The sequence below is a fragment of the Bradyrhizobium sp. B025 genome (assembly GCF_042257955.1).
In the GTDB taxonomy this organism is placed as follows: domain Bacteria; phylum Pseudomonadota; class Alphaproteobacteria; order Rhizobiales; family Xanthobacteraceae; genus Bradyrhizobium; species Bradyrhizobium diazoefficiens.
Genome location: NZ_CP170150.1, coordinates 7787998 through 7805443, shown reverse-complemented (window position 1 = coordinate 7805443; position 17446 = coordinate 7787998). Strand labels below are relative to the sequence as shown.

General features: G+C 65.0%; 21 protein-coding genes. 10 read left to right on the top strand and 11 right to left on the bottom strand.

The genetic code is table 11. The annotated features are described in order from the left end of the window. Positions 1-80 precede the first annotated feature (80 nt). The 4 genes from ACE10W_RS36990 (at position 81) to ACE10W_RS36975 (ending at position 4723) form a co-directional block, all read left to right on the top strand. A complete protein-coding gene (locus ACE10W_RS36990) occupies positions 81-1694 on the top strand; it encodes an acyl-CoA synthetase (RefSeq protein ID WP_304548892.1) in 1614 nt (537 codons plus the stop codon). An 88-nt stretch (positions 1695-1782) separates the two neighbouring features. Then, complete coding sequence (locus ACE10W_RS36985; protein WP_304548890.1) at positions 1783-2586, top strand: MBL fold metallo-hydrolase; 804 nt, start codon at positions 1783-1785, stop codon at positions 2584-2586. A gap of 157 nt (positions 2587-2743) precedes the next feature. Continuing rightward, positions 2744-3760, top strand: a complete 1017-nt coding sequence (locus tag ACE10W_RS36980; protein WP_304548888.1) for an alpha/beta fold hydrolase — start codon at positions 2744-2746, stop codon at positions 3758-3760. Positions 3761-3775: 15 nt separating this feature from the next. Beyond that, positions 3776-4723 carry a fatty acid desaturase gene (locus ACE10W_RS36975; protein ID WP_304548886.1) on the top strand — a complete coding sequence of 316 codons (948 nt, stop codon included), beginning with the start codon at positions 3776-3778 and terminating at the stop codon, positions 4721-4723. A gap of 56 nt (positions 4724-4779) precedes the next feature. Here the strand turns inward: ACE10W_RS36975 and ACE10W_RS36970 are convergent, their stop codons facing one another. After that, on the bottom strand, positions 4780-5013 hold the full coding sequence (locus ACE10W_RS36970) for a hypothetical protein (RefSeq protein ID WP_027543365.1): 234 nt from the start codon (positions 5011-5013) through the stop codon (positions 4780-4782). 136 nt (positions 5014-5149) lie between these two features. Further along, positions 5150-6130 carry a YafY family protein gene (locus ACE10W_RS36965; RefSeq protein WP_028173778.1) on the bottom strand — a complete coding sequence of 327 codons (981 nt, stop codon included), beginning with the start codon at positions 6128-6130 and terminating at the stop codon, positions 5150-5152. A gap of 87 nt (positions 6131-6217) precedes the next feature. Here ACE10W_RS36965 and ACE10W_RS36960 point away from each other — a divergent pair, with 87 nt between their 5' ends. Both ACE10W_RS36960 and ACE10W_RS36955 read left to right on the top strand, forming a co-directional pair. Beyond that, the gene (locus tag ACE10W_RS36960; protein WP_304548882.1) at positions 6218-6862 is read left to right on the top strand and encodes a glutathione S-transferase family protein; all 645 of its coding nucleotides are present in this window, start codon (positions 6218-6220) and stop codon (positions 6860-6862) included. Between the two features lie 17 nt (positions 6863-6879). Beyond that, positions 6880-7308, top strand: coding sequence for a DUF6157 family protein (locus tag ACE10W_RS36955; RefSeq protein WP_011090582.1), 429 nt, complete (start codon positions 6880-6882; stop codon positions 7306-7308). Here the strand turns inward: ACE10W_RS36955 and ACE10W_RS36950 are convergent, their stop codons facing one another. From ACE10W_RS36950 to ACE10W_RS36935, 4 genes are all read right to left on the bottom strand, one after another. Next, positions 7309-8094 carry an enoyl-CoA hydratase/isomerase family protein gene (locus ACE10W_RS36950; protein WP_060908891.1) on the bottom strand — a complete coding sequence of 262 codons (786 nt, stop codon included), beginning with the start codon at positions 8092-8094 and terminating at the stop codon, positions 7309-7311. A gap of 12 nt (positions 8095-8106) precedes the next feature. Beyond that, positions 8107-9216 carry a cyclic nucleotide-gated ion channel gene (locus ACE10W_RS36945; protein ID WP_011090580.1) on the bottom strand — a complete coding sequence of 370 codons (1110 nt, stop codon included), beginning with the start codon at positions 9214-9216 and terminating at the stop codon, positions 8107-8109. 190 nt (positions 9217-9406) lie between these two features. After that, the gene (locus ACE10W_RS36940) at positions 9407-9625 is read right to left on the bottom strand and encodes a hypothetical protein (protein ID WP_028173782.1); all 219 of its coding nucleotides are present in this window, start codon (positions 9623-9625) and stop codon (positions 9407-9409) included. Between the two features lie 123 nt (positions 9626-9748). Then, entirely contained in the window at positions 9749-11194 is a 1446-nt protein-coding gene (locus ACE10W_RS36935; protein ID WP_304548880.1) for a TAXI family TRAP transporter solute-binding subunit, read from the bottom strand. A 405-nt stretch (positions 11195-11599) separates the two neighbouring features. Here ACE10W_RS36935 and ACE10W_RS36930 point away from each other — a divergent pair, with 405 nt between their 5' ends. Both ACE10W_RS36930 and ACE10W_RS36925 read left to right on the top strand, forming a co-directional pair. Next, positions 11600-11947, top strand: coding sequence for a DUF3307 domain-containing protein (locus ACE10W_RS36930; protein WP_049832502.1), 348 nt, complete (start codon positions 11600-11602; stop codon positions 11945-11947). Positions 11948-12168: 221 nt separating this feature from the next. Then, on the top strand, positions 12169-12567 hold the full coding sequence (locus ACE10W_RS36925; protein WP_028173785.1) for a hypothetical protein: 399 nt from the start codon (positions 12169-12171) through the stop codon (positions 12565-12567). On the opposite strand, the gene ACE10W_RS36920 is transcribed toward ACE10W_RS36925, so the two are convergent. Both ACE10W_RS36920 and ACE10W_RS36915 read right to left on the bottom strand, forming a co-directional pair. Next, a complete protein-coding gene (locus ACE10W_RS36920; protein ID WP_304548879.1) occupies positions 12564-12887 on the bottom strand; it encodes a YkgJ family cysteine cluster protein in 324 nt (107 codons plus the stop codon). The two genes, ACE10W_RS36925 and ACE10W_RS36920, sit on opposite strands and share 4 nt — an antisense overlap. Positions 12888-12892: 5 nt before the next feature. After that, positions 12893-13591, bottom strand: coding sequence for a YafY family protein (locus ACE10W_RS36915; RefSeq protein WP_011090575.1), 699 nt, complete (start codon positions 13589-13591; stop codon positions 12893-12895). A gap of 124 nt (positions 13592-13715) precedes the next feature. Here ACE10W_RS36915 and ACE10W_RS36910 point away from each other — a divergent pair, with 124 nt between their 5' ends. Next, positions 13716-13979 carry a hypothetical protein gene (locus tag ACE10W_RS36910; protein ID WP_011090574.1) on the top strand — a complete coding sequence of 88 codons (264 nt, stop codon included), beginning with the start codon at positions 13716-13718 and terminating at the stop codon, positions 13977-13979. A gap of 36 nt (positions 13980-14015) precedes the next feature. Continuing rightward, complete coding sequence (locus ACE10W_RS36905) at positions 14016-14744, top strand: glutathione S-transferase family protein (protein WP_011090573.1); 729 nt, start codon at positions 14016-14018, stop codon at positions 14742-14744. Between the two features lie 76 nt (positions 14745-14820). Here ACE10W_RS36905 and ACE10W_RS36900 read toward each other — a convergent pair whose 3' ends face one another. From ACE10W_RS36900 to ACE10W_RS36890, 3 genes are all read right to left on the bottom strand, one after another. Then, positions 14821-15972 carry an ABC transporter substrate-binding protein gene (locus ACE10W_RS36900; protein ID WP_011090572.1) on the bottom strand — a complete coding sequence of 384 codons (1152 nt, stop codon included), beginning with the start codon at positions 15970-15972 and terminating at the stop codon, positions 14821-14823. A gap of 94 nt (positions 15973-16066) precedes the next feature. Further along, positions 16067-16486 carry a thioesterase family protein gene (locus ACE10W_RS36895; protein ID WP_271552637.1) on the bottom strand — a complete coding sequence of 140 codons (420 nt, stop codon included), beginning with the start codon at positions 16484-16486 and terminating at the stop codon, positions 16067-16069. A 183-nt stretch (positions 16487-16669) separates the two neighbouring features. Further along, the gene (locus tag ACE10W_RS36890; protein WP_011090570.1) at positions 16670-17431 is read right to left on the bottom strand and encodes an SDR family NAD(P)-dependent oxidoreductase; all 762 of its coding nucleotides are present in this window, start codon (positions 17429-17431) and stop codon (positions 16670-16672) included. Positions 17432-17446: the final 15 nt, after the last annotated feature.

Below are 17446 nucleotides of genomic sequence, written 5' to 3'. Positions count from 1 at the left end.
GACGCCGGCGCGCAGGCAATTTGACGCAGTCGACAGCGCCGACTACGCTTCGCGCAAATTGCAAATCTTGGGGAATGGAAATGTCCAGCGACACCGCAGCCACCATCTCGAAAGCGCGCGAGCATTCCATCGGCGATCTCCTGCGCCGTTCGGCGGGCCGCGATCCGGGTAAGCTCGCGATAAGCTGCGGCGGCGTGAGCTGGACGTTCGCCGAGATGGACGCGATCTGCAACCGGCTCGGCCGCGGCCTGCTCGGCCTCGGCATCAAGAAGGGCGATCGTCTCGCCGTGCTCTCGCGCAACTCCCATGCCTTTGCCGCGCTCCGCTTCGCAGTGGCGCGGATCGGCGCGGTGCTGGTGCCGATCAACTTCATGCTCAATCCGGATGAGATCAATTTCATCCTGAAGAGCTCCGGCGCAAAGCTGCTTGCGACCGGGCCTGATTTCGTCGAGCCCGCGCGCGCGGCAAGTGCGAAGGACTCTGCGGTCGAGAAGATGATCTGGCTCCCGGGCGAGGATCCCGCCACCGCGCCCGCCGGCCTCACCACCTTCGACGATCTGCTTCATGCCGACGGCTCGTTCCTGGAGGCGTCCGTCGACAGCCGCGACCTCGCGCAGATCGTCTACACCAGCGGTACGGAGTCGCTGCCCAAGGGGGCGATGCTGACCCATGAAGCCGTGATGTGGCAGTATGTCAGCTGCATCATCGACGGCGGCATGAGTGTGGACGATAAATTCCTGCACGCGCTGCCGCTCTATCATTGCGCCCAGCTCGACGTGTTCCTTGGCCCGCAAGTCTATCTCGGCGCCTCCGGCGTGATTACGGGCAAGCCGACCGCCGACAACATCCTGGCGCTGATCCAGGCGCACAGGATCACGTCGTTCTTCGCGCCGCCAACGATCTGGATCGCGATGTTGCGCTCGCCCAATTTCGACAAGACCGACCTGTCGACCTTGCAGAAGGGCTATTACGGCGCCTCGATCATGCCGGTGGAAGTCTTGCTCGAGCTTCAGCGCCGTCTGCCCGCCGTTAAATTCTGGAACTTCTACGGCCAGACCGAGATCGCGCCGCTCGCGACCGTGCTGCGGCCCGAGGACCAGCTGCGCAAGGCCGGCTCGGCCGGCAAGCCGGTGCTGAACGTCGAGACGCGCGTGGTCAATACGGCGATGGAGGACGTCAAGGTCGGCGAGGTCGGCGAGATCGTGCACCGCTCGCCGCACCTGTTGTCCGGCTATTACAACGATCCCGCCAAGACGGCGGCCGCGTTCTCCGGCGGCTGGTTTCACTCCGGCGATCTCGCTACCGTCGATGGCGAGGGTCACATCACCGTGGTCGACCGCGTCAAGGACATGATCAAGACCGGCGGCGAGAACGTCGCGAGCCGCGAGGTCGAGGAGATGGTGTATCGTATCCCGGCGGTGTCGGAGGTTGCCGTCGTCGGGCTGCCCGATCCGCGCTGGATCGAGGCGGTCACCGCGATCGTCGTGGTCAAGAGCGGCGAGACGCTCGACGAAGAATCCGTCATCAAGCACTGCGCCGGCCAGATGGCGCATTTCAAGGTGCCCAAGCGGGTCATCTTCGTCGATAGCCTGCCGAAGAATCCGAGCGGCAAGCTGCTCAAGCGCGAGCTGCGCCAGCGCTTCGTCGGCGGCGAGACGCTCGACAAGGCGATCCAGAAGAATTTCGGGACGTGAGGCGTCGTTCGCCTTTCCCGCTTGCAGCGCTCTTGCCGTCGACGCGCGCCTGTCCATATTTGAAGCGTCACATCCTGGATCACGAGCCATGTCCCTCTGGACCTGCGAAACCTGCGGCGCGCAATTCCCGGCCAGCGAAAGACCTCCTGCGTCCTGTCCGATCTGCGAGGACGAACGGCAATTCGTGAACTGGAAAGGGCAGACCTTCCTCACCCGCGAGGCGTTGGCGGAAAGCCATCGCATGATCTGTCGCGACGATCTCGGCCTGACCGGTCTTGCACTCGAGCCGAGCTTCGCCATCGGCCAGCGCGCCTTGCTCGTGCCGCTCGCAGACGGCTGCGTGATGTGGGACTGCGTGCCGCTGGCAACGCCGGAGGCGATCGCGCAGGTCCGCTCGCTCGGTGGACTGCAGGCAATCGCGATCTCACATCCGCATTATTATGGCGCGCTCGCCGACTGGAGCGAGGCTTTCGGCGGCATCCCGGTCTATCTGCACGCGGATGACCGCCAATGGGTGACGCGGCCGCATGCCTCGATCGTGCACTGGACCGGCGACAGCCATCGCATCTCCGACGACGTGGTGCTGCTGCGCAGCGGCGGCCATTTCGCCGGCGCCACCATGCTGCACTGGCGGCAGGGCGCGGACGGCAGGGGCGCGCTGCTCACCGGCGACATCGCGCAGGTGACGATGGACCGCCGCTTCGTCAGCTTCATGTATTCCTATCCGAACTACATGCCGCTCAATGCCGCTGCGGTGCGGCGGATCGCGGCCGCGGTCGAGCCGCTCGCCTTCGATCGCATCTACGGCGCCTGGTGGGGGCGCAACATCGCCGCGGGGGCCAAGGCCGCATTCGCGGCGTCGGTCGCGCGCTATCTGGCGGCCATCGCTTGAGCCAGCGAACCGGCCAGATACATCTTGCCACCTGCTAATATATGTACTATTCGTACAGTTATTAATCGTGACGCAATGATGCGTGAGCGGCCCGGCATGATCGATGCATCGCCATTTCAGCGGCGCGTTCTGCGACCGCGTGAGCGGAGTTGAACGCATGACGGCGCAGCGCGACTATGAGACCTTCGAGGCCGGCGACGTCACGCTCCAGTCCGGGGCCATCTTCCCCTCGATGACGCTCGCCTACAAGACGTACGGCGCGCTGAGCCCGGCCAAAGACAACGTCATCCTCTACCCGACCTCGTTCAGCGCGCAGCATTACGACACCGAATGGCTGATCGGGGCCGGCGGCGTGCTCGATCCCGAACGCTACTTCATCGTCATCCCGAATCTGTTCGGCAACGGCCTGTCGTCCTCGCCCTCGAACACGGCTGGCCCGTTCCCTGAGCCGACCTACCACGACGCCATCGCGGTCCAGCACCGCCTTCTCACCGGGCGCTTCGGCATCTCGAAGCTCGCGCTGGTTTATGGCTGGTCGATGGGCGGCATGCAGGCCTATCACTGGGCCGCCCGCCATCCCGAGATGGTCGAGCGCGCCGCGGTGGTCTGCGGCAGTGCGCGCTGCGCGCCCTATAATCGTGTTTTCCTCGAAAGCGTGAAGGCCGCGCTGACCGGCGATCCCGCCTTCCGTAACGGCCGTTTCGTCGAGAAGCCCACCGTCGGCTACCGCGCGATGGGGCGCGTCTATGCCGGCTGGGCGATGTCGCACGGCTTCTATCGCAACGAGCTCTGGCGCGATGCCGGTTTCAGCTCGCTTGAGGACTATCTCGTCCGTGGGTGGGACGCGACGTTCGCGCGGCGCGATGCCAACGACCTGCTGGCGCAGATCGGAATCTGGCAGAGCGGCGATATCAGCCGCTGCGCCGCATTCGGCGGCGATCTCGATCGGGCGCTCGCCGCGATCAAGGCGCACATGCTGCTGATGCCGGGCGCCACCGATCGCTATTTCGACGTCCGCGACAACGAGGACGAACTCGGTCGGCTGGTCAACGCAAAGTCGGCGGTGCTGCATCCGATCCCGTCGCTGCACGGCCATCGCGCCGGAAATCCCGTCAACAATCCACCCGACCAGGCCTTCATCAAGGCCGAGATCGCACAGCTCCTCAGCAAGTAAGACAGGCATCCGATCATGACTGACGCAACCGTTTCAGAGCCGGGCCACCGCCTGAAGCCGCTCACGCCGGCGATGCTGCGTGAATTGTCGGTGCGCTCCAATCTCAGGGGGGCCGCGAAAAGCCTCAGCCATTACGGCCTGGTCGTGCTGGTCGGCGCGCTGGTCTGGAAGGTCTCTTCGGCCTGGGGCGTGTTATGGGCCCTGCCGCTGATGGCGGTGCAGGGCTATTTCGTCGCCTTCCTGTTCATGGCGTTGCACGAGACCGCGCACAAGACCGCGTTCAGGAGCCGTGGCCTCAACCTTGCGGTCGGCTATCCTTCGGGCTTCATCATCGGACAACCTTACGAATATTACTGCCTGTTTCACTGGGACCATCACCGCTACACCCAGGATCCTGAGAAGGACCCGGAGCTGATCGTCGGCGTGAAGCCGAAATCCGATACGCAGCTGGCGCTCGCTTATAGCGGCCTGCTCCAGGTCGCCGGCCGCCTCTGGCTGATGCTCGGCCACGCCGTGACCGGCAAGGTCACGGTGCCCTGGATTCCCGAAAACAAGCGCGCCACCATCGTGCGTGAGGCGCGCGCCTATGCTGCGCTCTATGCGCTCCTGCTCGCGCTCTCGCTGTGGTTCTCCTCGGCGCTGCTGCTCTGGGTCTGGATCGTGCCGCTTGTCATCGGGCAGTTCTTCCTGCGGCCCTATCTCTATGCCGAGCACACCGGCTGCGACCGCACCCGCAGCGCCTTCCAGAACACGCGCACCACCTACACCGGCGCGCTCGTCAAATGGTTCGCGTGGAACATGCCCTACCACGTCGAGCATCACGCCTATCCCTCGATACCCTTCCACGCGCTGCCGAAGCTGAACGAGATCGTCGACGGCGAGATCGTCTATCGCGGCCGCGGCTATATCGCGACGACGCGCGAGACCTGGGCCTGGTTTCGCCGGCAGCGGCAGGCCGGCTAGGCAAATGCAAAACCCCGATCGCGGAGCGATCGGGGCTTTGTCGACGGCGCGAGATATCAGTAGATTCCGTAGGCGCAGACATTCACGACGCGGACGCGCAGGCCGTGGCGGGTCTGGACGACGCGCTCCTGGTAGCAGTTGTTGACGCCGGTGTTGACGTAGATTCCGCCAAAGCCCCAGCCGGGACCCCAGTGATGGTGGAAACCGTGGGCCGAAGCGGCGGTGGGGGCGAGAGCGGCAACACCGAGCGAGCCGGCAGCGATCAGACCGAGTGCAAGCTTACGAAACATCTTCATTCTCCAGTTGGCGCGAGGCCGTTGTTGTGTCCCTGCATCTCGGTCGGGTCGAAACGCGAATGCGTTCACGGGGCGAGGGGAGAATCGTGTTTCAGGATTGTTTCGTCGACTGCGGCGAGTCGCGCCGCCGTCATGCTTTCCGCGCCGCGCGATAGCGCGCGGCCATGGCCTGCGTCAGCTCGGCCATCTTTTCGCGGAGATCGGCGGGCTCCAGCACCTCGGCCTCCGGACCGAGCCGGAGCAATTCGGCCGCGGCGTGCCATGACGTCTTGCCGGTCGGCACCCTGGCAACGCGCCAGCCGTCCGCGTCGGCGGCGTCCTCGATCTGAGTGCGCGCCCGGACGTAAGGCTGGCTCAGCGCGTCGAGCAGTTTCACGCCGAACGGCGACAGCCGCACGATCGCGACATTCGGATGCATCTCGGCCTCGAGGCGCAGCGTGGCGGCCTGCCAATAGGCGGCGAGATCGAAATCGGCGGGACGATCGAAGCGCTCGTCGAGCGCCGTGCAATCGAGCACGCGCGCGACACGATAGGTGCGCACGCTGCCGTCGACCTGCCCTGCGAGATACCAGCCGCCGCCCTTCAGCACGAGCCCGAGCGGCGCCACGCGGCGCTGCTTTTCGGCGCGCCAGCTCTGGTAGCGGATCTTGATCAGCGTCCCGCGCAGGGCCGCACCGGCAATCGTGCGCAGGTGCTTTGGTTCTTCCGCCTCGCCGAACCAGCCGGGAGCGTCCAGGTGAAAACGCTCCTGCATCCGCCCGGCGTCCGCGCGCAGATTGGCGGGCAGTGCCGCCATCAGCTTGTTCTGCGCGGCGATCATCGCCGCATCCAGCCCGAGTGCTGCCGCCGGCCCCGGCAAACCGGTCAGGAACAGCGCTTCCGCCTCGTTCTGCGACAGGCCGTTCAGCCGCACGCGATAGCCGTCGAGCAGGCGGTAGCCGCCCTCCGCGCCGCGGTCGGCATAAACAGGGACGCCCGATGCCGCGAGCGCGTCGATGTCGCGATAGATCGTGCGCACCGACACCTCGCAGGCTTGCGCGAGCTCGGGCGCGGTGACTTGCCCCCTGGCCTGGAGGGTGGTGAGGATCGACAGCATCCGGCTCGCGCGCATGACCCCTTAAACCATACCTGACACAGGATGTCAGGTATGGTCCGCTACAAGGCGCGCATCGCCAGACGGCGCCCGAGGAGACCTGCCATGACCGATCCGAACCGCATCACGCTGTATTACTCGCCGCAAAGCCGCGCCACCGGCACGCGGGTGCTGCTGGAGGAGTTGGGGGCGCCCTACGATCTCCATGTCCTCAACATGAAGGCGGGCGAGCAGCGGCAGGGCGCCTATCTCGCGATCAACCCGCTCGGCAAGGTGCCGGCGATCCGCCACGGCGATGCGCTGGTGACCGAGCAGGTCGCCATCACCATTTATCTCGGCGACCTGTTTCCGCAGGCGGGATTGACGCCCGCGCTGGGCGATCCGCTGCGCGGCCCCTATCTGCGCTGGATCGCCTATTACGGCGCATCGTTCGAGCCGGCTTTAATCGACAAGTTCATGCAGCGCGAGCCGGCACCGATCACGCAATCGCCCTATGCCGATTACGACACCATGCTGGGTGCGCTCGAGGCGCAATTGTCGAAGGGGCCGTATCTGCTCGGCGAGCGCATGACAGCAGCAGACGTGCTATGGGGCGTCGCGTTCAGCTGGACGATGATGTTCGGCATCGTGCCGAAAAAGGACGTCTTCGTCCGCTATGCCGAGCGGATGACGTCACGGCCTGCGTTCCAGCGGATCAATGCGGCGGATGACGAGATGGCGGCGCAGCATGCTGCGGCTGCTGGCGGTTGAATGATCCAGGGTTGCAGATGACAATTCACACGACCAACTGCTTCAACACCTTCATCCGGGTCGCTGAAGACTGTCCGGCGCATACTGGCGAGGAGCCGCCGCTGCGCGCGGGAAAGCCGACGGTGGCGTCCCTGCAATACGAGATGATCGCCAAGGCACCCTACAAACACACGTCCGACGACGTGATCTTCGCGACGTCTGCGCCCGGACGCGAGCTCGATGTGAAGGCGACGAAGACGGAGAAGCGTGCGGCTCGTGAAGCGTTCTTCTCCCGGGGGCAGGCGTGCATGAGGGCATCGAGCCTGGGCAAGCGTTTTGGCTGGGGCGTTCATGCCGACAGTGAGGGCCGGATCGCGATTTACGCCGTCGACAGCAAACGCTACCAGGCGCTCGTCCGCGATCCCAAGCTCACGCAGGTGCGCGCGATGCGGTCGAAGCGGGCGTGATCAGAATTTTGGCGGCCGCTTTTCCGCGAACGCCTTGATGCCTTCCTTGATCTCGTCGCCGCGCATGCTGTCGCGGTGGCGCTGGTCGGCGGCTTGTTCATCCAATTCGCCGCGGGCGAATTCGTTGATGGCGCGCTTCATGCCGCGCATCGCCTGTGGCGCGTTGCCGGCGAGGACGCCGGCAAGCTTGTCGACCTCCTCGTCGAGGAATTCCACCGCCACCATGGCGGTGAGATAGCCGATCCGCAGCATCTCCGGCGCGCTGATCTTTTGCGCGGTCAAAAACAGCCTTTTCGCATTGTCGACGCCGAGCCGCGTCACGTAGCGTTTGATGCCGCTCCGGTAATAGTGCAGCCCGAGCCGCGCCGCCGGCATGAACATCTCGGCGGTGTCGACGCCGATGCGGAAATCGCAAGCGAGCGCGAGGTCGGTCGAGCCGCCATAGACGCCGCCATTGAGCCGGCAGATGGTCGGCACGCCGAGATCCTCCAGCCGGTTGACGACCGCTTCGAAGGCCGAGCCCGCGCTCTGCTGCTCGCTTGCGCTCACCGCGCGCTCGGCGACCGAATTCAGATCATAGCCCGCCGAGAAGGCACGCCCGGTCCCGGTCAGCACCAGCACGCGGATCGCGGGATCAGCCTCGATCCGGTCGAACAGTTCGACGAGTTCGCCTAGATCTTCGGCCTGGAGCCGGTTGAGATGCTTGGGACGATTGAGGCGGATGGTGGCCCGCGCGCCGTCGCGTTCGAGCACGGGGCCAGAGGCTGCGTCGGCTATATCCGACATTCTTGTCTCCCTTTACCTGTTTTCGAGCGTGCGCCGTTTCGCCTCGGCGTCGATGGTCTCGGCGAGGTCGGGATGCCGCGCCATCAGCACGCGGAAATCGACGAGATCGAGCACCAGGAGCCGCGACACCTTCGTGGTCGAGACGTTGGCGCCGCGCATGTTGTTGCCGAGCAGCGCCATCTCGCCGAAGAAGGCGCCTTCGCCGAGCTGAACCTTCTTGCCGGGCAGGTCGACCTCGACCGCGCCGGCAGCGATGAAATACATGCAGTCGCCCTGCGTGCCCTTGCGGATGATCATGGTGCGCGCCGGCAGCTCCATGGTCCGCAGCATATGGGTGACGTCGGCGATGGCCGCCGGTCCAAGCGCCGCGAAGAACGGCACCTTGCTGACGGATTCCCAGGTCTTGAGGAAATTGTCGCGCCGGGTCTCCGCGGCAAAGCCGGTTGCCAGGATACCGGTCCAGAGGCCGAACACGCCGAGGCCGGAGATCATCACCAGCGCCGCCACCATGCGCCCCAGAGGCGTCACCGGCACGACGTCGCCATAGCCGGTCGTCGTCAAGGTCACCACCGCCCACCACAGCGCCGCCGGCACGCTGCCGAAGGTCTGAGGCTGCACGTCCCGCTCCAGGAAATATTCGGCGACGGAGGCGAGGAAGACCACCATCAGGAAGATCACGAGCACGCTGACCAGCGGCCCCGATTCCAGCACCAGGACACGGCGGAGCTGGCGCAGGCCCGGAATGCCCGGCACCACCTTCAGCACCCAGAGCACGCTGAGCAGCCAGGCCGTCCGAAGCTCGACGCCGAGAACCAGCGCGACCGGCACGGCCAGCGCTCCGATCGCATCGACGATGCCGGCGGAGGAGGACATGTAGAGCGCAAGGCGCTCGGTTCGCCTCATGTGGCGCAGCCGGACGACCCATTCGAACACGAAATAGGCGAGGCAGGCCCAGAGCAGGGCATCGACCCAGCGGGGCGCCGTCTCATAGGCCGGGCCAACCGTCAGCAGCACCATGCTGAGCAGGCCGACGCCGACCGCAACATAGGCCGCCTTGGTCATGTTGCGGCCGGCCGTGGCGGCCACGAACTGGGCCAGAGCGGAGATCAGCGGCTTGAACATGCGGGAAGGTGGCTCGGTCTTGGCTTTAGCGGTCTTGGCTTTAGCGGTCTTCGCTTCAGCAGTCTTGGCTTTTGCGGTCCCGGCTGGGACCTCGGTGTCAAAGTGCCTGCCCGGGCCGAGGCCGTCAACGACGGGCGCGGGCCGCGGCAAATGGGAAGACGAAGGCGGGGGGCGGCAGCCGGTCCCGCCGCTACCTGAAATGCGGCGGCTCGTCGTAGCCGCGGCGGCTGCTGAAGAACAGCAGGACCATCAGGCCGATGCCCACGACGACGGAAAATCCCGCCCCCAGCGCGAGAGCCACATAGCCTTCCGTCGGGATCGGCTCGCCTTCGACCGCCATCGCGGAATAAGCGAAATAGCCAACCGCTGCCAGCATTCCCACGAGGAAGATCATGAGGAGTGTACGCATGGCGCGTTCTCCGGTTGTATCCGGAAACCAATGGTTGCGGATGGGGAGGGTTCCCGAGTTCCGGCGGTTGATCCTCCCGGAAGACGTCCGCCCGGCCTGCCCCGAGAGTGCCAGGTGGGCGGGTCAAGCGCTCTGCGCGGTCTTGACCACCACAACGTTGCTGTCGTCGTGCTGGGGAGGGCCGGCATCCTGGGCGGTCTCGTCGATCTCGCCGGCATGGCGCTTCAGGTAGTCGCGACGCATGCCGATCTCGTCGCGGACGAATTCGTAGCCGAGCTTGAAGGTGTCGAGCCCGTCGGTACTGATCGTGCCGTCCCGGAGGCCGATGACCGCGCCGCGCAGGATGCCTTCCAGCTCGTCCTGGAGACATTCGAGCTGATCCAGGGAGTGGGCGTGCTCGATGCGCTCGCCGATGTCGAGGATGGCGGTGGAGAGCTCGCTGGCCTTCTCCGGTGCGATCCGGGTGATCTTGGCGTAGATGGCGGCGAAGATCGATCCGATGACGCTGAGCGCCGCGGCGCCGAGATACATCAGGTCGCTGTATTTATCCATGAACGACTTGGTGTCGTCGTTGATGTAATCGGCCGCGCCCTGATGCGCCATCACATAGGCGTCCTTCTCGACCGAGGCCGGCTCGATCCTGCTGGCGAAGCCGCTGTCGAGCCCGAGGGCCGACTTGTTCTCGTAGACGGTGCGCGCGAGTTCGCCCGCCGTGGCCGCCGACATCCTGGATTGCGCGACCAGCAGCCATTCCAGCCCGATCGTTTCGAGATCGTCGTCGGGAATTTCAGGCGAGACCGACAGCGTCCCTGCCGTCAGCGTCTCGTCGGCAATGCCGGGGAATTTGCGTGCCAGCGCCTTGGTCTCGTCGATTGCGTTGAGCGTGAAGCCGCCGCGTTTGGCGACCTGCTCATAGGCCTTGTCCCGCACCGCTTTCGAGGCGTGGACGATGGCGATCACCGCACCGAAGCCGTTTCCCGGCGCAAGCAGCTTGTCGAGTGTTGCGCCCTGCGGCGCCATCTGTATCCTGGCGGCGTCCGGACCGTCGGGGATGTCGAGGATGCGGCGGACGAAGGCAAGCGAGGACTCGTTCTCGGCGAGGACTGCGACCTTCTTCTTCTTCAGCTCGGCAAGCGACTTGATCTTCTTGTTGCCGGGTCCAAGCAGGAGCACGAGGTCGTGCTCGAGGATCGCGAGCGTGCGCGCCCGCAGCGGGACCTTGGCGTCGGTGCGCAGCACGGCGAGGTCGGCCTGCTTGCGGTCGAACTGGGCAAGCGCCTTGGCATTGTCAGGGTTGTTGACGATCTTGATGCGGAAGCGCGAGGCGTTGTTCTTCAGGAGTGCGGCGAGCTTGGCCGCGAACAGCGCCTCGTCGCTGTTGGGTGCGCCGACGGCAAAGGTCAGCGTCTCCGAATTGTGCACCAGCGCGCGGCCGGCCCAGACGGTGGCAAGCGACAGCAGCAGGGTCAGCACGACGTACAGCAGGACCTGCTGCTGATTGGTCTTGATCACCTTGGGGCGCCGGGGCGGCGGTTCGACCGACGATGTGGTCGGGCCTTCAGTACTCATGGCAGCACTCTGGCCTTATTCTGGGTCGCGGGCGGCTCGCGGATCCGATCGCTGCGTGCGCCCCTGCAATTCTTAAACGCCTGAAAAAAGAACGATATTCTCTATCGTCAATGATAGCTTGCCGGTACCGGAATGCAAATTTCGAGCCGGAGGTAACCTTACTCCACGCCGACGCGGCGATTGGTCATCCTATCACCAGTTAGCCACAGTTGGCGATTTTCCGGTTCCCCCCGGCTGCATTCCGGTGCGGGAGGTGTCATAAATCAGAGGTCCCGGCGATTTGACCGGTCCGAGAAGAAGTTGCGCTGAACGCTCCAATCTTTTCTTGTCACCTCAATGAGGGCGTCAGCTTTGTCGTTTCCACCCATGTCATCGGCGGTTCCGGTTGAGGCGCTCATTGGCTGGATGTTGTTGCTCACGTTCAAGCACATCATCGCTGATTTCGTCCTGCAGACCGCCTGGATGGCGCATGGCAAGGACCAGAAGCACGGCTGGGCCCTGCCGCTCCTGGTGCATTGCCTGATTCACCTTGCGGTTGCGCTGCCGCTGATCCTGATCGTCGCGCCGAAATTCTGGTTCGTGGCCTTCATCGATTTCGTGATCCACATCACGATCGACCGCGCCAAGGGGTTCGTCTCCGCCAATTTCGGGGTCGACCTTGCGCACCCCTGGTTCTGGACCCTGATCGGCGTCGACCAGGCGCTCCATCACCTGACCGGCTTCGGCCTCTCCATCTTCATGGCGGCGAACTGATTGCTTGCACCGGTCATTCCGGGGCGGTCCGCAGGACCGAACCCGGGATCTCGAGATTCCGGGTTCTCGCTTCGCGAGCCCCGGAATGACGGCAAGTGGCAATTCTCGCCGCCTCCGATTCGCGGGGAGGGCGCAAGGAACCCCGGGTGACTACCGTCAGGGGTGGTTAACCTTCCGTTAGAGAATTGCGCTGCATCTTCCCCACACGAGGGAGAACTGCAATGTTTTCAAGCCGCGACGCCTTTGAAAGCGATTTCTGCCCGGTTCGCGACGAGCTCCTTGGCGAGATGTATCGCGCCAGCGAGAGTGGCCTGCCGAGGTTGGTTGAGAGTGTTTCCCCTGACGCACGCGCGAAGCTGGCGCTGTTCTGCTATCGCCGCAGCCATTTGCATTCGCTGGCGGTCGCGATCGCGGGCAGCTGCAGCGAGCGCGACCTGATCGAGAACGGCGGCCGGGTCGGCTCGACGCTCTACGCGCTGTCGCGCGAAGGCGTCGCCAAATCCTCGCCGTCGCTGTCGGGTGGCCGCAAGCCGATCACGCTGTCGACCAAGCCGCTCTCGGTGCTTGCACCGCTCGATGACGAGCTCGACGACGAGATCAGCGAAGCTGTCCCCGCTTAAGGGTTCGCGATCATCGGCAGCCCGAACTTCCGCCGCGCCATTGCGCATTCGGCATCGCCCGGCATGCAGGTGCGACAGACTTCCGGCCGCACGGCGTAGATGCCGCAGGCGGTCTCTTTCCCGATCTCCCCACGCAACGCCGAGCAGCGATCGCCTTCGCAGCGCATGCCGGACTGCCGCGCATTGACGAGCACCTCCGGGATCGCCGCAAGCTCCTCGTCGCTCTCGATCGAGAAGCGGGGCCAGTTCTCCGAATAGCCGCAGCAGGCGCCGCAGCTCTGGCAGCAGCTCGACAGGTCGATGGGGGATGGCTCTTCCATCGTCGTCACGTGTCCTTTGGCGGGCCCCAGACCAGGCTCTGCCGCCATTTTGCGCGCAGCACGTCGCGCCGCTCCGGATATTTCTCGTCGAGATAGGTCGCCTCCACAACGCGGTCGGTGCGGAAGCTGCGGAAGTCGCTGCGCAGCTCGCACCAGGCCGCGAGCAGGCGCACGGCTTCGAGATAGCCGACCGAGATCGGCCAGATCATTCGCTCGCTGGGGCGGCCCTGCTCGTCGCGATAGCGCAGCATGATCTTCTTGCCTTCGTGGATCTGGGTGCGCGTGCGCGCCATGTCGAGGCGGTCCGGCTCCCTGTTCCAGCTCGGCCGTGCGCGGCTCGCGGGCTCCAGCACGAAGGGGCGCAGGCGCTCAGGCACGGTGTCGGCGATCTTCGCCATCAGATCTTCGGCCGCGCGCGCCAGTGTGGAATCGGCATGGCCCGCGACCCATTGCGCGCCCAGCACCGCCGCCTCGATCTCGTCGGGTGTCAGCATCAGGGGTGGCAGGTCGAAACCCTTTTCCAGGATGTAGCCCATGCCGGCTTCGCCGCGGATCGGCACGCGCTGGCCGATCAGTGTCGCGATGTCGCGATAGATCGTGCGCTTGGAGGTCTCGAGCTCGGCCGCAATCGCATCCGCCGTCAGCGGCTTACGCGTGCGCCTCAGCACCTGGATGATCTGAAACAGCCGGTCGGCGCGTCTCATGACAATTCTCTTTCCAAATTCCTGACCGCAGCCCGCTCAAAATCCGGCGCGTGGATGCTGACAGGATGTTGGCAGCAGGGGGGGTCTATACCGGGACAACACATCGACTGAAGAGGATTTGTCCATGATCATCCCAACCCATTTCAGCCCGGCCGGTCCGCTGTGGCGGGCGCAGGCCGTGCTGCACGCTTTGGCCTTCAGCCGGCTCATGTTTTTCGATCTCACCGTCGTCGACCTCCGCGTTGCGCTCGCGACCATGGTGACACGCTCGCTGATCCAGGCTGCGGACGCGCTGGTCCGCCACATCATGGGCCGCGCCTGGCGAGGGGCCCGTTTCGCAGAAGATATCACGGCTGCTGCCACCATGGTGGCAGCAGCCCGCGGTTAGGTTCCGTCAACTCTTTCGGTGGTTCAGGAGAGCTTTATGATCACGCTTTACGGCTTTGGCACCGGCTTCGGCCTGCCGGAAATCAGCCCCTTCGTCACCAAGACGGAGGTGCAGCTCAAGATGGCGGGACTGCCCTACCGGAAGGAGCGCGCGATGCCGCCCGCCTCCCCCAAGGGGCAGCTGCCGTTCATCGACGACGGCGGCGAGGCGGTGGCCGATTCCACCTTCATCCGCGCCCATATCGAGCGCCGCTACGGCTTCGATTTCGACGCCGGGCTCTCGTTGCAGGAGCGCGCACAGGCCTGGGCATTCGAGCGCATGATCGAGCATCACGTCTATTGGGCGCTGGTCGGCGCGCGCTGGGTCGATCCGATCAACTTCGCCAAGGGCCCGTCGCATTTCTTCGACGGCGCGCCGGAACACAATCGCGAAAAATTGCGCGAGGATGCGCAATTCCGTGTCGCCGAGAACTATCTGCTCTCCGGGCTCGGCCGCCACGCACCGGACGACGACGTCGATCTCGCGGTGCGCTCGCTGTTCGCGCTTTCGGTGCAGCTCGGCGACAAGGCTTATCTGATGGGCAACAAGCCCTGCGGTGTCGATGCCACCGCCTTCGGCGCACTCGCCGGAATCCTGACGCCGTTCTTCGAATCCGGTTTGCGGCAGCGGGCCGAGGGCTTCCCGAACCTCACCGCCTATGTCGACCGCATGATGGACAATTACTATCCGGAGTTCGCCTGGACCCCGCTGCGGCAGGCGGCTTAGCGTCGCCTCAAGGAAGCCAAAAGAAAAGAGCCGGCCCATCGGGCCAGCTCTCGTCGTCTCGAAACTGTCGCAGCGCTTACTTCACCAGCGTGTACTTGCCGTTCTTCACCGTGAGCAGGATGCGCGAGCGCTCGTCGAGGCCGTAGCGGTCCTTTTCGGTGAAGTTGTAGACGCCCTGGCTCGCCGCCAATTCCTTCTCCGACAGCAGCGCCTGGCGGATCGCTTCGCGGAATTCCGGCGTGCCGGGCTTGGCCGTCTTCAGCGCGGTCGGGATGACTCGCTTCAGGATCTCGAAGGCGTCATAGGAATGGCCGGCGAACTGGCTGCGGCTGTTCGGGCCGTACTTGCCTTCATAGGCCGAGTTGAGCGCGAGGCCCGGCTTCTTGGTGGCGGCTTCGTCCGGCTGGTCCTCGGGGTCCATGACGGGGCCCGAGGCCATCAGCACGCCTTCGGCCGCTTTGCCGGCGATGCGGATGAAGTCCATGCTGGCGGCGCCATGGGTCTGGTAGATCAGGCCCTGGTAGCCACGCTCGCGCAGCTCGGTCTGCGGCAGCGCGGCCGCGGTGCCGGAGGCGCCGACCAGGATCGCGTCGGGATTGGCGGCGACGAGCTTGAGCACCTGTCCGGTCACCGACGTATCGGGACGGGCGAAGCGCTCCTCGTCCACGATGGTCATGCCCATCGGCACGGCCTGCGCCTTCAGGTCGTTGAACCAGAGGTCGCCGTAGGAATCGGAGTAGCCGATATAGCCGAGGGTCTTCACACCCTTCGACTTCATGTGGTCGTACAGCACCTTGCCCACGATCGGGATCGGCTGCGGCATCGCCACCGACCACTTCATGCGCTCGGGCGTGATCGGGAACGGCGCGAGGCCGAAATGCGGAATGCCGGCTTCGTTGGCGACGTTGGAGACCGCGATGGTCGGCGGCGTCAGCGCCGAGCCCATGATGATGTCGGCCTTGGATTCGGTGACGAAGCGGCGGGCGTTGGTGGTCGCGGTGGTGGGATCGCCGCCGTCGTCGAGCACGATCACCTTCAGCGGCACGCCGCCGATCTCCTTCGGCACGAATTCCAGCGCATTGCGCTCGGGAATGCCGAGGGCGGCGCCCGGGCCGGTCGTGGTGGTGGTGATGCCGATGGTGATTTCGCTGGTCTGCGCCAGCGCGGGCAGGGCCGGCAGGGCAAGCGTCGCCGCGGCGATCGCGGCGGTCAGGTAAAAGCGTTTCATCTATTGTTCCTCCCTTGACGTGTTTCTTTGAAAGCAGAAATCGGGGGGTAATTCAGCCCCCTCTTTTGGTGATGCGGCGATTTAGCTCCCCGATCTAACTTCCCGTGAACTTGGTCACCATTTCCGCCGGAAACGGTGCCGATTTCAGCTTCTCCGGATTGGCCGGGTCGCGGCCGACCAGGACGCGGGTCTCGAATGCCTCGATGGCGAGATCGGCGGCCTTGTAGACATTGTGCTTCACCTCGAAGCTCGAGCGCTTGATACTCTCGATCTTCGTCTCGATGGTGATCCAGTCGCCATGGGTCGAGGGGATGTAGAACTTGGCCCGTGTGTCGACCATGGGGATACCGACCAGGCCGTATTTGTGGACCAGGTCCTGCTTCGAGAAGCCGGCCTTCTCAAACAGGACCGAGGTCGAATCGTCGAACATGCTGAAATAGCGCGGGTAATAGACGATGTTGGCGGGGTCGCAATCGCCCCATTGGATCTGTACGTCGCGCCGGTTCACGAACATGTGGTTGGTACTCGTTGGGGCCGGTTCTCACCTCTCCCGTAGGGAGAGGTCGAATTGCGCAGCAATTCGGGTGAGGGGTTTCGGTCTCTCGATAGTGCAAAGCCCCTCACCCGGCGCTGCGGGCCGACCTCTCCCAATGGGAGAGGTAAGGTCGAGGACGCTGCTGCAATATCGCTCATGAATTTACTTCGGCGCCATGCGCAGCGAGCCGTCGAGGCGCACCACCTCGCCGTTGAGGTACGAATTCTCGACCATGTGCAGCGCGAGCGCGGCGAACTCGTCGGCATTGCCGAGCCGGCGCGGGAAGGGGATCGCGGCCGCGAGCGAATCCTGGGCTTCCTGCGGCAGGTTCGCGAGCAGCGGGGTGAGGAATAGGCCGGGCGCGATCGTCAGCACGCGGATGCCGAACTGTGCGAGCTCGCGCGCGATCGGCAACGTCATGCCGACGATGCCGCCCTTCGAGGCCGAATAGGCCGACTGGCCGATCTGGCCGTCATAGGCGGCCACGGAGGCGGTGTTGATGATGACGCCGCGCTCGCCGGTCGCCTGCGGCTCGAGCTTGGACATCTCGGTTGCGGCGAGGCGGAGCATGTTGAAGGTGCCGATCAGGTTGACCTTGATCACCTTGTCGAAATCGGCGAGCGCCATAGGGCCGTCGCGGCCGACGACGCGTTTTGCCACGCCGATGCCGGCGCAGTTGACCAGCACGCGCGCGGGGCCGTGGGCCTTGGTCGCCTGCGCGATCGCAGCTTCAGCGGAAGCGGCGTCGGAGACGTCGCAGGTCACCGCCACGCCCTTGATCTCGGCGGCGACGGTTTCGGCGAGCTTGGCATTGAGGTCGCACACCGCGACCTTGGCGCCCTGCGCCGCCAGTTTTCGCGCGGTCGCCGCGCCCAGCCCCGATGCGCCGCCGGTGACGATGGCTGCCTGATCCTTCAACAACATGGCGTCCTCCTGTAG